Below are 14,582 nucleotides of genomic sequence, written 5' to 3'. Positions count from 1 at the left end.
TTTTAGCTCACAATCTTAAATTTTCAACTTAAAAAATGGTGTAAGGAAAGAAAATTTTTACAATTTTGTAGAGAATTTTCCTTTTTTGATAATATTTAGCGCATCTTTATATATCGGCTCGTCTATAAAACCGTAATTTTCATCCACAAATCCGGTTATACCTTTTTTTCTCATCTCTTCAAATCTCCTGACGATATAGATCGCTTTTTCTATATCATTATCGTAAATTTTAAAAATTCTGTTAGCTATTTCTACCTGAGACGGAGATATGCATCCTTTTGCGCTGTATCCCATCTCTCTTTCATATCTGCACCACTCCTCAAACTCTTCTAAGTTTTTGTAGTCCTGATATACAAAAGAGACCGGATATGCTCCTACCGCTTTAGAGACTACCAAAAAGCGTGTGAGTATATAGTCGATAGTTGGATTCTCGATTTTTAAAATCCCCTGCGGAATATCAAGTGAACTTAAAAGATCTAAAATACCCAGGTAAAAAAAGGTTACTCTCTTATCAATTTTAAGTTTTTCGAGATTTAAGAAAGCCTCTTTTGTTTCTATAGAGAGATGAACATCTATATCATCATCTATGAGTGTAAGCGCTTTTTGGACATCTTCGGCATTTTTTATCTTAGGAACTCTGATAGCATCAGGTTTAACCCGGTTCAATAAACCTATCTCCTCTTCACCCCCTTCACCCAGGGGATTTATACGAACAACCAGCATTGAGTCAGAAGTTTTGATATGTGAGAGAAAAACGGCTGCAAGTTTTAAAGCAAAAGGTTTGAGTTCACTGCTAACACCGTCTTCGAGATTTATCATCGCTATATCTGCTTTCAAACAATCAAGTCTGTTCATATGCTTTATCTGATGAGCTGAAACCATTAAAGCACTTTTTGGATTTTGAATAGACTTTTTTACCCTACCCGGCTCTTTTATGTAATCGTCAAAACCGTATATATTCCTTTTTTCCAAAAGCTCATTGAGAAAAGCAGTATCTTCAAAAATCATGAGTTTTCCTATTTTTTTGATGTTACATAGTAGTAGAGGATTTTTATCTCTTCATTTGTCAGAAAGTATTTTGGCATAAGTCTATGTTTGGATGAATTGAGCGCCTCATAAAACTTTTTAAATCTAAGCCCAGTTATATCAGGGGTTTTTAGTGGAGTTTTAGTTCCTTTTTCTACATAGTAGGCAATCGTTTTTCCTTTGGCATCATCACCGTGACAGAGATTACAGCCTATTCCTCTGGGGTTTTTATATAGCATCTGAGCATACTCTTTTTTGGTTATAAAAGAGTCTTCAGCATTTGCCAGTACAAGCATCAAAATCAAAATCACGCTTTTTTTAATCACCCAAATCCTTGCTTAAACCAATATCAAATCTATTTTTGCTATCATACCAAATATTTTTAAAAGTGAATGTAAGAAGAAAAACTACTCTATCGAAAAAGAGGTTCTCATGACTATTTTAGACGGTAAAGCGCTCTCCTTAAAGATCAAAGACGAGATGAAAAAAGAGGTAGAAGAGCTTAAACAGACAAGAAATATTGTGCCGGGCCTAGCAGTCATACTTGTAGGAGACGATCCTGCTAGCCATACATATGTAAAAATGAAAGCAAAAGCATGTAAAGAGGTCGGCATCTACTCAATAACCCATGAGATGCCATCTTCCATAAGTGAAGCGGAGATCATAGAAACGATAGAGATGATGAATAAAAACCCAAATATCGACGGAATACTGGTTCAGTTACCGCTTCCTGAACATATAGACTCTACAAAAATTCTTGAAGTAATATCTCCCAAAAAGGATGTGGACGGTTTTCATCCGTACAATGTGGGAAGGCTTACATCGGGACTTGATAGTTTTGTACCATGTACGCCTCTTGGAGTTATGGAGCTTCTGAATGAATACCATATAGATCCAAAGGGAATGGATGCTGTAGTGGTAGGAGCCAGCAATATAGTCGGAAAACCGATGGCTGCACTTTTGCTCAATGCCAACGCAACAGTAGATATATGCCATATATACACAAAAGATCTTAAAAGCCATACGCAAAGAGCAGACATACTTGTCGTAGGTGTGGGAAAACCCGGACTTATCACTGAAGATATGGTTAAAGAGGGTGCCATAGTCATAGATATAGGCATCAACAAAACCGAAGATGGGAAAATCGTCGGTGATGTGGATTTTGAACATGTAAGTAAAAAAGCGAGTTTCATAACACCGGTCCCCGGTGGTGTGGGCCCAATGACAATAGCCATGCTGCTCAAAAACACGATAAAAGCGGCAAAAGGACGAAATTGAGAATTTATTGTATAACTAACACCAACACTAACACTAACTAAAAAGGGGAAAGTTGAAAAAAGCGTTTAAAAAATTTTACGACTGGTCAAATACTTGGACAGGCACTATAGTTATCGTTCTTCTGGTTATTTTTTTTGTTGCTCAGGCATTTGTTATACCGAGCGGGAGTATGAAAAATACACTTTTGATAGGAGACCACCTTTTTGTCAAAAAGTTTGCATACGGAGTTCCTACTCCGCATATTCCCTGGCTTGAAATACCGGTCTGGCCTGATAATGACGGCGACGGTCACATAATAGAAGGAGAAAGGCCAAAAAGAGGAGATATAGTTATTTTCAGGTATCCTGTAAATGAAAAGATTCATTACGTTAAAAGATGTGTGGCAGTGGGAGGAGACTATCTTTTTGTTCATGAAAAATCACTCTATCTGCATCCTCATGAAGGAGATGAGTTTATAAAAAATAACTATCCTAAAGAAAATATCGTTGAAATAAACAGTATGCTGTGGGTTAAAGATCCATATAGAAACGATCATCCCGGTATCCATAACGATCCGGAAGTCATAAACGACGGAAGATTTCCACCGCAGATATTTAACTTTGGGCCAGTAAGAGTACCTGATGATGAATTTTTTATGATGGGAGATAACAGAGACCATTCAAACGATAGCAGATTCTGGGGAAGCGTTCCTTACAGACTCATCGTAGGAAAGCCGTGGTTTATCTATTTTAGCTGGGATAAAAATTATGAAATAAGATGGGAGAGGATAGGCAAAACGGTCAGTATGATTGAAGAGGAGATGAAAAAGGGACGTTAAGCGTAAGCGTAAGTGTGGGTGTGGGTGTGGTGTGAATGATAGTGTTAGTATGGATATAAGCAGTCACGAATCACGAGTCACGAGTCACGAATTATAAACCTAAAGGCTACTATGAATATTTTAGAAATTTTTACCATTATCGCCACTATTGTCGCACTTGTTATCGCAGTTGTTGGACATGAGATAATGCACGGATATGTTGCTTACAGATATGGCGATTCTACAGCAAAAGATGAAGGAAGGCTAAGTATAAATCCTATAAAGCACATTGACCCTGTAGGTACTGTTATCATACCTGCAATGCTCTATATACTTAATGCCGGATTTATATTTGGATGGGCAAAACCCGTTCCTGTGGATATGAGAACTGTTTTAAGAAATGGTGGAGAGAAAGCCGCCATTGCCGTAAGTTTAGCAGGAGTCGGATATAATTTCACTGTTGCGGCTATTGCGACACTTTTACTTACAATTTTAGGCGAACCAAAAAGCATAATCGAATTGATTTTATTTTTGATTTTTGTGAAACTAATCCAGATAAATATAGTCCTTGGTATCTTCAATCTATGGCCTATTCCGCCTCTTGACGGATCAAATGCTCTTATATATACCGCTCTTAAGATGAAAATGTATAAACTTGTAGAGTTTTACCAAAAAATCCAGCCTTACGGAATGATAATACTAATAATAGTAATAGCTACTCCACTAAGTATGATTCTCTTTTCACCGGTCTATTTTCTTTTAATATTTCTTTCTCAGATTACAGGTATAAATTTGCTACAATTCTAATGGAAAGGATAAAAAATGATATGTTACATAGCTAGCGATCATGCGGGATTTGAAGTTAAAGATTTTGCAAAGGAAATTCTTCTCAAAAAAGGATATATAGTTGAAGATCTTGGACCAAAAAGTGCCGAAAGAGTCGATTATCCCGATTTTGCTGAAAAAGTTGCTATGAAAGTGGCGCAAAACCAAAACAGTTTCGGCGTTTTGATATGCGGAACCGGTATAGGCATGAGCATAGCCGCCAATAAAGTAAAAGGCATAAGAGCCGCTTTGTGCCACGATGCTTATACTGCAGCTATGGCAAGAGCGCACAATGATGCAAATATTTTATGTTTCGGAGAAAGAGTCGTAGGCAAAGGGGTTATAGAATCTATCATAGATGCCTGGAGCAAAACCGAGTTTGAAGGTGGTAGACACGCCGGAAGAGTCGAAAAGATAATGAACCTGGAGCAATAAAATGGGAATAGAAACAGTTGGGTACATTCTGTTTGGAATACTTTTTTCCGCTATGATTGCGATGAAAGTTTTTATGTTCAGAGACTGATAAAAGGATACAAAATGGCATATCTAAGCGAAAGTGACAAAAAATTTCTGCTCGAGTCCATAAGAGATATTCCAGATTTTCCTAAACCGGGAATTGTTTTCAAAGATATAACTACACTTTTAAACAATAAACAGGCATTTTCTCTGCTTATTGATCATCTTGAAAAAAGATACAAAGAGTATGATTTAGATTATATAGCGGGAATTGAAAGCAGAGGTTTTATATTTGGCTCCGCTCTGGCAGCAAGGCTTGAGATAGGCTTTGTACCAATAAGGAAAAAAGGGAAACTTCCTTATACCACCGTTGCCGAAAAATACTCTCTCGAATACGGCTTTGACGAAATAGAAGTACATATAGATGCATTTGGACATAAAAAAGGCGCAAAAGTTCTGCTTATAGATGACCTGATTGCTACAGGAGGAACGGCAGTTGCCGCGGCAAATCTGATAAACAAAGTAGAAGCAGAATGTATTGAAGCCTGTTTTCTGATAGGCCTTAAGTTCCTGAAAGGGGAAGAAAAACTAAAAGATATTACAAAAGTTTACACTATACTGGAGATTGATTGATGTATATACCAAAACCGAGCAGTTACGATCCAGATGAAAAAGGCCATTTCGGGATTTTCGGCGGAAGATATGTTCCCGAAACGTTAATGCCTATTCTTTTTGAACTGGAAGAGGATTATAAAAAGATAAGATTTGATGAAAATTTCTGGAAAGAGGCAAGATACTATCTTGAAAACTATATAGGACGTCCAAACCCGCTCTATTTTGCCAAAAACATATCTGACGAGTTGGGTGCTTTAGTTTATCTCAAAAGAGAGGACCTCAACCATACCGGTGCACATAAAATCAACAATACTATTCTTCAGGGTCTAGTTGCGAAAAGACTCGGTAAGAAAAAAGTCATAGCAGAAACAGGAGCCGGACAGCACGGAGTTGCAACTGCCACCATGGCTGCTCTTTTCGGACTTGAATGCGAAATATTCATGGGTGAAAAAGATGTCAAAAGACAAGAACTCAATGTTTTCAGAATGAAGCTTCTTGGCGCAAAAGTCCATAGTGTCAAAAACGGTTCAAGAACCCTCAAAGACGCTATGAATGAGGCCATAAGACACTGGGTTACAAATGCAAGAGATACATTTTACGTTATAGGGACAGTCGCAGGACCGCACCCCTACCCAATGATGGTTAGAGATTTTCAGGGAATTATCGGATATGAGGCAAAAGCACAGATACTAAGAGCTGAACATAGACTTCCGGATTATGTAATAGCATGCATCGGAGGCGGAAGCAACGCCATAGGAATATTCAATGCCTTTTTGGATGAAGAAGAGGTAGAGTGCATAGGTATAGAAGCCGGAGGTCTGGGACTCGAAACGGGAAAACATGGGGCAAGCCTCGCAAAAGGAAGTCCAGGGGTGCTGCATGGACAGATGAGCTACGTTCTGCAAGATGATGACGGGCAGATACTTGAGGCCCACTCCATAAGTGCCGGTCTGGATTATCCCGGAATCGGTCCAGAACACTCCTATTTAAAGGATCTGGGCGTAGTAAAATATGATAATATCACCGATCAAGAAGCACTAGATGCTTTTGTATGGCTGAGTCAAAAAGAGGGTATCATCCCGGCATTTGAAAGCTCCCATGCAATAGCATATCTTAAAAAAATGGACAAAGAGATGCTTAAAAACAGCCTTATTATCGTAAACCTCTCCGGCAGAGGCGACAAAGATATGATTCAGGCAAAAGAATTGCTCAGTTTCGACTGATAAAACATAGGGGAGCAGATGGAACAACTTTTTATCGAGTGGTTAAGAGAGTATGGTTATGTAATACTTTTTATCTGGAGTATAATGGAGGGTGAAACAGGTCTTGTCATGGCCGGAGTTATGTGTCATACAGGTGATATGAATATATTTACAGCTATAACGGTAGCATCTCTTGGAGGCTTTATCGGTGACCAGATATATTTTTACACAGGCAGATTTAACAAAAAATATATACATAAAAAACTTAAAACCCAAAGAAGAAAGTTTGCCCTTGCCCATCTTCTTTTGAAAAAATACGGTTGGCCCGTAATTTTTATACAAAGATATCTCTACGGCATGAGAACAGTAATTCCTATGGCGATTGGTCTTACAAGATATGATGCAAAAAAGTTTGCTCTTATAAATTTCGTAAGTGCTATTGCGTGGGCAAGTATAACAATAATACTTGCTTATATATTTGGAGAAGAGATACTTAAAATTCTTCACTTTGCAAAAGAACACTGGTATTTTGCTCTTCCTTTTGCAATCATTATCGGCGGAGGGATATATTACTATTTTCACAAAGCGACACAGAAATAGGTATTGACAATGAATGACTTTTTCCACACTCATACAAGAATATAGAAGGAGATAAGAGGATGAATTTTGAAGTATATGATAAGAAACTATCAGAAATAAAAGCGGATTGCGAAGTAATTTTTGTAATAGATAAAAATTTTGAGCATAAATGGGTAACGGATAAAAAGGATCTGAAACTTCTAAACTTCAAGGCAGAGCCTGAAGAGGTCGCTTTTCTTCCGCATCTAAAAAAACTGTATGTGGGAGCAAAGTCGTTAAATCATGATGAAATAAGAATAGCTGCGGCAAAAGCAGCCAAAAAGCTTAAAAAAACCGGTATAAAAAGTGTTAAAATCGGTACATATATAGAAAACTGTCCTATTACCAATATCAAAGCGGTTGTAGAGGGTTTTATACTAGGAAGCTACTCTTTTGACAAATACAAATCCAAAAAAGAGACACATCCTCTTGAAAATGTTTATATGGCAAAAGAGGATTACAGTGATAAAGACTTTACAATTGAAAATGCAAAAAAATCGATAAAAGAAGCCAAAATCGTAAGCCTCGCAACCAACTATACAAGAGATATAGTCAACCATCCACCTCAGGATATGACACCCGAAAAACTGGCCGAAGAGGCAAAAAAGCTTGCAGAAGAGAACAATCTAGAGTGCAAGATATATGATGAAAAATATCTTGAAAAAAACGGCATGAACGCATTTTTGGCCGTTGCAAGAGCAAGTACGAACCCCCCGAGACTCATACATTTGACATATAAACCAAAAAATCCGAAAGCAAAAATAGCGATTGTAGGTAAAGGTCTTACTTATGATAGCGGCGGACTCAGTCTGAAACCGAGTGATTTTATGGTTACTATGAAATCGGACAAAAGCGGCGCTTGTGCTGTGCTTGGCATCATAAAAGCCGCAAGTGAGATGGAGCTTCCCGTTGAAATTCATGCAATTGCCGGTGCAGCTGAAAATATGGTGAACGGAAATGCATACAAACCCGATGATATCCTGACAGCCAAAAACGGCAAAACCATAGAAGTAAGAAACACAGACGCTGAAGGCCGTCTTGTGCTAGCAGACTGTCTATGCTACGCACAAGATGAAGTAAAACCGGACTTCATCTTAGACTTTGCCACTTTAACCGGTGCGTGTGTCGTTGCTCTGGGTGAATACACAAGCGGTATCATGGGGCACAACAAATCACTTATCAAAAAGATACTCAACGCTGCAAATGCCAGCGGAGAGCTAGCCTCGGAACTTCCATTCAATAGATATCTACCTAAGCTTTTAAAAAGCGAAGTTGCCGATATTTGCAATATAAGCTCTTCAAGATACGGCGGAGCAATTACTGCAGCTCTCTTTTTAAGTGAATTTATTGAAGAAAAAAACAGGGACAAATGGGTTCATATAGATATCGCCGGTCCTGCATTCGTTGAAAAGGCATGGGGATGCAATCCGTACGGTGCCAGCGGTGCGGGAGTGAGACTTGCCATAAAATGGCTGCAAAAAGAGTTTGTTTTCCATAAGAAGCATTCGTAGATAATTGTGTGAGTGTGGGTGATAGTGATAGTGTGAGTGTTAGTGTGGGTGTGGGTGAAAGCTCAATCACCAATCACCAATCACGAATCACCCGCACCCTACTTCTAATATCCTCTGTTAAACATCAATCAGTTATGATATAATTTCGCAAAAATTAAATAAATTTAAGGAATAAAATGGGACTCAGCGTAGGTATAGTGGGACTTCCCAACGTAGGAAAGTCAACAACATTCAATGCTCTTACAAAAGCTCAAAATGCAGAAAGCGCAAATTATCCGTTCTGCACAATTGAACCTAACAAAGCCGTAGTTCCTGTTCCCGATCTACGTCTATCTGAGCTTGCAAAAATCGTAAATCCGCAAAGAATTCAGCATTCAACTATCGATTTTGTGGACATTGCAGGTCTTGTCAAAGGAGCGAGCAAAGGAGAAGGACTCGGAAACCAGTTTCTCTCAAACATAAGAGAGACGGATATGATTTTACATATGGTCAGATGTTTTGAAGATGAAAACATAACGCATGTTGAAGGCGGTATCGACCCTATAAGAGATATAGAAATAATAGAGAGCGAACTTATATTTGCCGATATACAGCAGCTTGAAAAGAAGATAGAAAGGCTACAAAAACAGGCACGTGCAAACAATAAAGAAGCAAAAGCTGCGCTTGAAATCGCTTTGAAACTAAAAGAACATCTGGATGAACTAAAGCCTGTAAGCACATTTGAAGAGAAAGAAAATGATGTTTTTAAAGCTTTGAACAAAGAGATGAGATTTTTGAGTTCAAAACCTATAATTTACGGTGCAAATGTTGATGAAGACGGACTTCTGGAAGACAACGAATATGTAAAAGCTGTGAAAAAGCATGCCGAAGAAGTGGGAGCAGACGTTATAAAGCTTTGTGCAAAAATCGAAGAAGAACTTGTCTCTTTGGATGAAGAGGAGGCAAAAGAGTTTCTGGCAGAGCTGGGAGTTGAAGAGAGCGGGCTTGACAAGATAATAAGAACTGCCTTTGAAAGACTGGGACTTATCAGCTATTTTACAGCCGGTGTAAAGGAAGTCAGAGCCTGGACAATACACAGAGGGTGGACAGCACCCAAGGCTGCAAGTGTAATACATAACGATTTTGAAAAAGGCTTTATAAGAGCCGAAGTCATATCATACGAAGATTTTATAAAATACGGCGGAGAACAGGGTGCCAAAGATGCCGGTAAAATGAGACTTGAAGGAAAAGACTACATCGTACAGGACGGCGATGTTATGCACTTTCGTTTCAATGTGTGAGAAAGGAGACTTTCTCACTCACTGCCCATTGACTCCATATCCTCATGAAACTTAACAAGCTTATACCTTACATCTTCTATCATCTCTTTTGTTGCATTTGGCGACTCTAGCCATACCGCTTTAAAATTCTCTTTCTCGGTTTGATATACACTTTCGGTTAAAAAATCACTATATTCCTGAATAGTGTTACAGTTTCTAACCTCATCCGTTTCAGTATTTACAGCCTTTATATACCAGCCTCCAAGACCGTTTGGTTCAATCGATGCCGTTACAACAAGTATATCTTCTCTCTCTTCCATTTTCTATCCTTTCTTGAATTTTGCTACTTCTATACCGTATTTTACCCTATCTTTGCTTTTAACTCTCAATTCCACACTCTCTTTTTCAAATAACATAACGATTGTAGAGCCCATTTTGAAATATCCGAACAGTTCTCCTCTTTTTAGCCACAGATCTTCATACTCGTAAACTTTTATATCAGGATCCAGATTTGTTCTTATCCTCTCTTCGAATGTCAAAACCATCTCTCCTACATTGAGAGCACCCACAAGAACGATATAAAAAAGTACTCCTTCTTTGTTCAAACACTCAAGAATGACTCTCTCGTTTTCCACAAAAAGATTTAACTTCTTTTTTAGAAACCTCAGATTGACAGGATAGAGTCTACCGGGTATATGCACCGCTTTTCTAACCTGCATATCGCAAGGTACATGATATCTGTGATAATCTCTTGGGGAGAGATAAAAGTTGATATATTCACCATCTAAAATCCTGTTGATATTTTGAGCACTTATCTCTTTTAAAAGCTCTTTTACGGAATACTCCATACCTTTTATCTGCAGAAGTCTATCGGACTCAAGCCTTCCACACTCTGTGATAAGAGAGTCAACGGGAGATATAATTGATTCGTCAGCTATATCTATAACCCTCTTTTTTACAAGACTACGTGTAAAAAGTTCATTTAAAGACCTGTACTCTTTAGGCTTTTTAAATTCGCTCATATCCAGTTTCATCAACTTTACATAGGATATATTTATAAATTTTTGAAGAACCGGATGAAATCTGTGTGAGGCAAATTTTCCAAAAGACCTTGAAACTATATTGGTAATTACTCTTTTTTTCATCAATTCCTTTCATAATATCCGGAAACAAAATTTTATACACCGTATTTGAATAGTAATTTTATCGAAACTTTGATAAAATCCGAAAGCGCCATCATATCTGAAAAAAAGGATTTTTAATGCTAAGATTTGCACCGAGCCCCACAGGAGACATGCATATAGGAAACCTGAGGGTTGCAATTTTTAACTATATCGTTGCAAAACAGAGAAATGAAAGATTTATAATACGTATAGAAGATACCGATATTGAAAGAAATATTGAAGGAAAAGACAAAGAGATACTTAAAATTTTGGAAAAATTCGATATTGAATATGATGATGTGATATATCAGAGTAAAAATGTGTCTTTTCACCAAAATTTTGCATACAAACTTCTAAACGAAAAGAAAGCATTTGCATGTTTTTGTACCCCTGAAGAACTGGAAGTCGAAAGAGAAAAAGCAAAAGCTAAATCTTTGGCGTACAGATACAGCGGAAAATGCGAAGAGATAACTATCGAAGAAGCGGCAAAAAGAGCCGAACCTTTTGTAATAAGAATAAAGAAGCCTACAGAGGCGATAGCTTTCAAAGACCTTTTGAAAGGTGAGCTTTTGTTTGAGCCCAAAGATGTGGACTCTTTTGTCATCGTCAGAGCAAACTCGATGCCTACATACAACTTTGCATGCGCAGTAGATGATATGCTGCACGACATATCTTTGGTGATAAGAGGAGAGGATCACCTATCAAACACCCCTAAACAGATACATGTAAGAAATATGCTTGGCTACACAAAGGAGATAGAGTATCTACACCTTCCCATCATACTAAACGCGGAAGGCAAAAAAATGAGTAAAAGAGAAAAGGCTTCAAGTGTAAAATGGCTTTTAGAAGAAGGATTTTTACCTGGTGCAATTGCAAACTATCTGATATCATTGGGAAACAAAACTCCAGAAGAGATATTTACAATGGATGAGGCTATAGAGTGGTTTGACATAAAGAACCTCTCCAGAGCCGCCGCAAAATTCGACCTTGACAGACTGAGATTTATAAACAGAGCTCATCTAGGCCGGTTAAACGATAAAGAGCTTTCGAAACTTTTGGGTTTTGAGAATGAAAACATAGGAAAACTTGCTAAAATATATCTTGAAGAAGCTAGTACACTTAAAGAGCTCAAAAACAAAATCGATGCGGTTTTTTCCGAAAAAAAGATTGAAGGCGAATTTAAAGAGAGTGCCGAAAAACTAAAAGAAATTATACAAAACTCTCCCCAATTTGAGAGTTTTGACGAATTTAAAAAATATCTTATGCAAAAAAGCGGACTCAAGGGAAAAAACTTTTTTAAACCTTTAAGAGTACTGCTTACCGGTAGCGAGCACGGCCCTGATCTGTCCGATATATATCCATACATTAAAGAAGATATCAAGGAGATAGCGAAATGATGGTGATAGCAACACTCATAGAAGCGATAGCAAATATTTTACATATGGTAATAAACATATATATCTGGGTCGTGATAATAGCGGCCTTGATAACATGGGTAAGACCCGATCCTTACAATCCCATAGTTCAGATACTATACAGACTTACAGAACCTGTCTATGCGTTTATCAGAAGATATATTCCAACGGTGATAAGCGGAATTGATCTGAGTCCTCTTATCGTGATTATTGCACTGCAGTTTATAGACCTTTTTCTGGTCAAACTACTATTTGCTCTTGCAGCAAGTCTATGAAAACACTTGTTTTAGCGGCTCTTTTGCCGCTTTTTCTCTTTTCTAAAGAGATAACACTACAGTTTTTGGAATCAAAACCCACTTCAATCGCAAAAGACTATTATATATGGAGATATCTCTCTCAAGATATCACTCCCCAGGAGGCAGAAAAAGCTTTTTATCAGGCAAAAAGCGTAAATATCAAAATATTTTCAAGATTTGCCAAAAAGAGCGGAAACAAAGAGTACAAATATCTTGCCCACTGTATGAAAATGAAACCTAAAGAGCTTATAAAAGAGTCTGCAGAATGTATAGCAACGGGTCTTACTCCCTATAAGATGACAAAGCTCTCTTTGAAACAAAGAAGAGAACTTCTGCCTAAAATAAAAAAGTTTGAAAAAACATACAGTTCACTTTTTGTCCTCTCTTCTTCATTTCCTTTTGCATCTTTGCTGAAAAGTGAAAAAGAGATTTTTTTATATGTTTTCTCTTCGGTAGGTGACAGTTTCAGAGAAAAATATCTAAACCATTCCATACCGGCAAATTACCTTGAAGGGCTGAAAAAACAAAAAGGATTCGACACTTTTGTAAATATAGCCGTAACCAATCCCAAAATGAAAAAACTCCACTACTCTCTTTTTGCCCTCTCACCTGAAAATCTAAGCCACAGCTCTGCCTTCCTTCTTGCTATGAATGCCGTGAGATACGGTCAGAAAAAAACAGCTCTTAAGTTTTTGGAAAAAGCAAAGGAAAAAGCCTATTATAGATTTGATATAGATAAATCAATATTCTGGCAGTATATGCTGACAGGTGAGAAAAAATACCTTGAAGAGCTCTGCGACTCTTTCGATCTGAATATATATACAATTTATGCAAAAGAGAAACTGGGCAGAAAAATCGACAATTTTGTCCATCTTCGTGTATCAAATATCGAGAAAACAGATATAGACCTTAAAGATCCTTTTATATGGCTCGGTCTTTTGAAAAAAATCAACAAAATACCTAAAGAAAAACTTTTCGAATTTGCAAAAAAATTCAACTCAAAACAGACTATAAGTGCATACGCTTTTATTTTGGAAAGAGCATACGGATATAAAAAACACCCATTTATAACTCCATACGAAGATATCCTGAAAGGTTTGACAAATGACGAAAAAGCTCTTGTGTATGCTCTGGCCAGACAGGAGAGCAGATTTATCCCCTCTTCCATATCCACATCATATGCACTTGGAGCTATGCAGATAATGCCTTTTTTGGCAAAAGCCATCGCCAAAGAGATGAGAGTTGAAAATTTTGATCTGGATATGATGTTCGATCCCAAAATCAACGTCAGATTTGCACTTCATCACTTGAAATATCTAAAAAAATATCTAAAACATCCTGTTTTAATATCATACGCGTATAACGGGGGTATAGGTTTTACAAAGAGAAAAGTTATAAAAAACTCCCTTTTCAAACAAAAAGAATTCGAACCCTATTTAAGTATGGAGCTTATTCCATATCCGGAGTCCAGAAGGTATGCCAAAAAAGTGCTGGCGAACTATGTGATATATAAAAAGATTTTTGAAAAAAGCGGAAAAATCACTCCCCTTTTTCAAAAATTAGCCGAATTTGACCATAATCATCGCTTTTGAAAATAAGTTTCAGCGTCTGTGACTCTGTTTTGGAAAATTTTACCAGATAGATTCTATACCATTTTTTGACCAGTGGCATGGATTTTGCAAGCTCATCTTCCATAGAGAGCTCTTTTATCTCAACCGGTTCGTTCTCATTCAGATAGATGTGATATTTTGGATTGAAGAGGCCCGCCCTACTGCTCTCATCAAAATCGTTATCTATAAAGACCCTTACAAAAAAATATTCGCCATCTGCATATTTTTTTTCATAATTTTTATTCATTTTATTCAGATATGTTGCGATAATAATAGCTTTGTTTTCCAAAGAGGAGAGAATTTCGCCTTTTTTGGTATTGCTTATAGCCTCTTCATACAATTTATCTTTACTAAATACTCTAAATGCGCTTTTATCGGCACATCCGGAAAATATAGAGATTATTAAAAAAACAGATATCAATAGTTTAAACTTCATCTGACACCTTTTTGCAAATTTTTAGCCATTATATCAAATGATGATTGTGAATTAACTGAGTTTTATATATGATTTG

17 protein-coding genes are annotated in these 14,582 nt (G+C 37.3%); 12 read left to right on the top strand and 5 right to left on the bottom strand.

What is annotated here, in order from left to right; all coding sequences use genetic code 11:
- Positions 1–57: 57 nt before the first annotated feature.
- A complete protein-coding gene (locus EPR_RS03710) occupies positions 58–1,008 on the bottom strand; it encodes an HpcH/HpaI aldolase/citrate lyase family protein (RefSeq protein ID WP_200763931.1) in 951 nt (316 codons plus the stop codon).
- An 8-nt stretch (positions 1,009–1,016) separates the two neighbouring features.
- Positions 1,017–1,352: a cytochrome c gene (locus EPR_RS03705; RefSeq protein WP_234697174.1), complete on the bottom strand. Its 336-nt coding sequence runs from the start codon at positions 1,350–1,352 to the stop codon at positions 1,017–1,019.
- Between the two features lie 106 nt (positions 1,353–1,458).
- Between EPR_RS03705 and folD the strand changes: the two genes are divergently transcribed.
- From folD to ychF, 9 genes are all read left to right on the top strand, one after another.
- Positions 1,459–2,304 (top strand): bifunctional methylenetetrahydrofolate dehydrogenase/methenyltetrahydrofolate cyclohydrolase FolD, encoded by an 846-nt coding sequence (gene folD / locus EPR_RS03700; RefSeq protein ID WP_200763930.1) that lies wholly within the window; start codon positions 1,459–1,461, stop codon positions 2,302–2,304.
- Positions 2,305–2,356: 52 nt separating this feature from the next.
- The gene (gene lepB, locus EPR_RS03695; protein WP_200763929.1) at positions 2,357–3,121 is read left to right on the top strand and encodes a signal peptidase I; all 765 of its coding nucleotides are present in this window, start codon (positions 2,357–2,359) and stop codon (positions 3,119–3,121) included.
- A gap of 111 nt (positions 3,122–3,232) precedes the next feature.
- On the top strand, positions 3,233–3,907 hold the full coding sequence (locus EPR_RS03690) for a site-2 protease family protein (protein ID WP_200763928.1): 675 nt from the start codon (positions 3,233–3,235) through the stop codon (positions 3,905–3,907).
- Positions 3,908–3,922: 15 nt separating this feature from the next.
- Positions 3,923–4,360, top strand: a complete 438-nt coding sequence (rpiB, locus tag EPR_RS03685) for a ribose 5-phosphate isomerase B (RefSeq protein ID WP_200763927.1) — start codon at positions 3,923–3,925, stop codon at positions 4,358–4,360.
- Positions 4,361–4,462: 102 nt separating this feature from the next.
- A complete protein-coding gene (locus EPR_RS03680; RefSeq protein WP_200763926.1) occupies positions 4,463–5,014 on the top strand; it encodes an adenine phosphoribosyltransferase in 552 nt (183 codons plus the stop codon).
- Positions 5,014–6,219 (top strand): tryptophan synthase subunit beta, encoded by a 1,206-nt coding sequence (gene trpB, locus EPR_RS03675; RefSeq protein WP_200764150.1) that lies wholly within the window; start codon positions 5,014–5,016, stop codon positions 6,217–6,219. Before EPR_RS03680 ends, trpB begins: the two co-directional genes overlap by 1 nt.
- 18 nt (positions 6,220–6,237) lie before the next feature.
- Entirely contained in the window at positions 6,238–6,798 is a 561-nt protein-coding gene (locus EPR_RS03670; protein ID WP_200763925.1) for a DedA family protein, read from the top strand.
- 59 nt (positions 6,799–6,857) lie between these two features.
- Positions 6,858–8,327 carry a leucyl aminopeptidase gene (locus EPR_RS03665; RefSeq protein ID WP_200763924.1) on the top strand — a complete coding sequence of 490 codons (1,470 nt, stop codon included), beginning with the start codon at positions 6,858–6,860 and terminating at the stop codon, positions 8,325–8,327.
- A 176-nt stretch (positions 8,328–8,503) separates the two neighbouring features.
- On the top strand, positions 8,504–9,607 hold the full coding sequence (ychF, locus tag EPR_RS03660) for a redox-regulated ATPase YchF (protein ID WP_200763923.1): 1,104 nt from the start codon (positions 8,504–8,506) through the stop codon (positions 9,605–9,607).
- A gap of 14 nt (positions 9,608–9,621) precedes the next feature.
- Here ychF and EPR_RS03655 read toward each other — a convergent pair whose 3' ends face one another.
- Positions 9,622–9,906 carry a hypothetical protein gene (locus EPR_RS03655; RefSeq protein ID WP_200763922.1) on the bottom strand — a complete coding sequence of 95 codons (285 nt, stop codon included), beginning with the start codon at positions 9,904–9,906 and terminating at the stop codon, positions 9,622–9,624.
- A 3-nt stretch (positions 9,907–9,909) separates the two neighbouring features.
- Positions 9,910–10,731: a phosphatidylserine decarboxylase gene (locus tag EPR_RS03650; RefSeq protein WP_200763921.1), complete on the bottom strand. Its 822-nt coding sequence runs from the start codon at positions 10,729–10,731 to the stop codon at positions 9,910–9,912.
- A gap of 116 nt (positions 10,732–10,847) precedes the next feature.
- Here EPR_RS03650 and gltX point away from each other — a divergent pair, with 116 nt between their 5' ends.
- From gltX to EPR_RS03635, 3 genes are read left to right on the top strand one after another with little or no spacing between them, the layout of a single operon-like run.
- Positions 10,848–12,146: a glutamate--tRNA ligase gene (gene gltX, locus EPR_RS03645; protein WP_200763920.1), complete on the top strand. Its 1,299-nt coding sequence runs from the start codon at positions 10,848–10,850 to the stop codon at positions 12,144–12,146.
- Positions 12,146–12,439, top strand: coding sequence for a YggT family protein (locus EPR_RS03640; protein WP_200764149.1), 294 nt, complete (start codon positions 12,146–12,148; stop codon positions 12,437–12,439). The genes gltX and EPR_RS03640 overlap by 1 nt, the downstream gene beginning before the upstream one ends.
- Positions 12,436–14,052, top strand: a complete 1,617-nt coding sequence (locus EPR_RS03635) for a lytic transglycosylase domain-containing protein (RefSeq protein ID WP_200763919.1) — start codon at positions 12,436–12,438, stop codon at positions 14,050–14,052. The genes EPR_RS03640 and EPR_RS03635 overlap by 4 nt, the downstream gene beginning before the upstream one ends.
- Here the strand turns inward: EPR_RS03635 and EPR_RS03630 are convergent.
- Complete coding sequence (locus EPR_RS03630; RefSeq protein WP_200763918.1) at positions 14,000–14,506, bottom strand: hypothetical protein; 507 nt, start codon at positions 14,504–14,506, stop codon at positions 14,000–14,002. The two genes, EPR_RS03635 and EPR_RS03630, sit on opposite strands and share 53 nt — an antisense overlap.
- Between the last annotated feature and the right edge of the window lie 76 nt (positions 14,507–14,582).

Origin of the sequence: Nitrosophilus alvini (assembly GCF_015100395.1) — a bacterium.
GTDB lineage: Bacteria > Campylobacterota > Campylobacteria > Campylobacterales > Nitratiruptoraceae > Nitrosophilus > Nitrosophilus alvini.
This window is presented reverse-complemented; position numbering and strand designations above follow the sequence as displayed.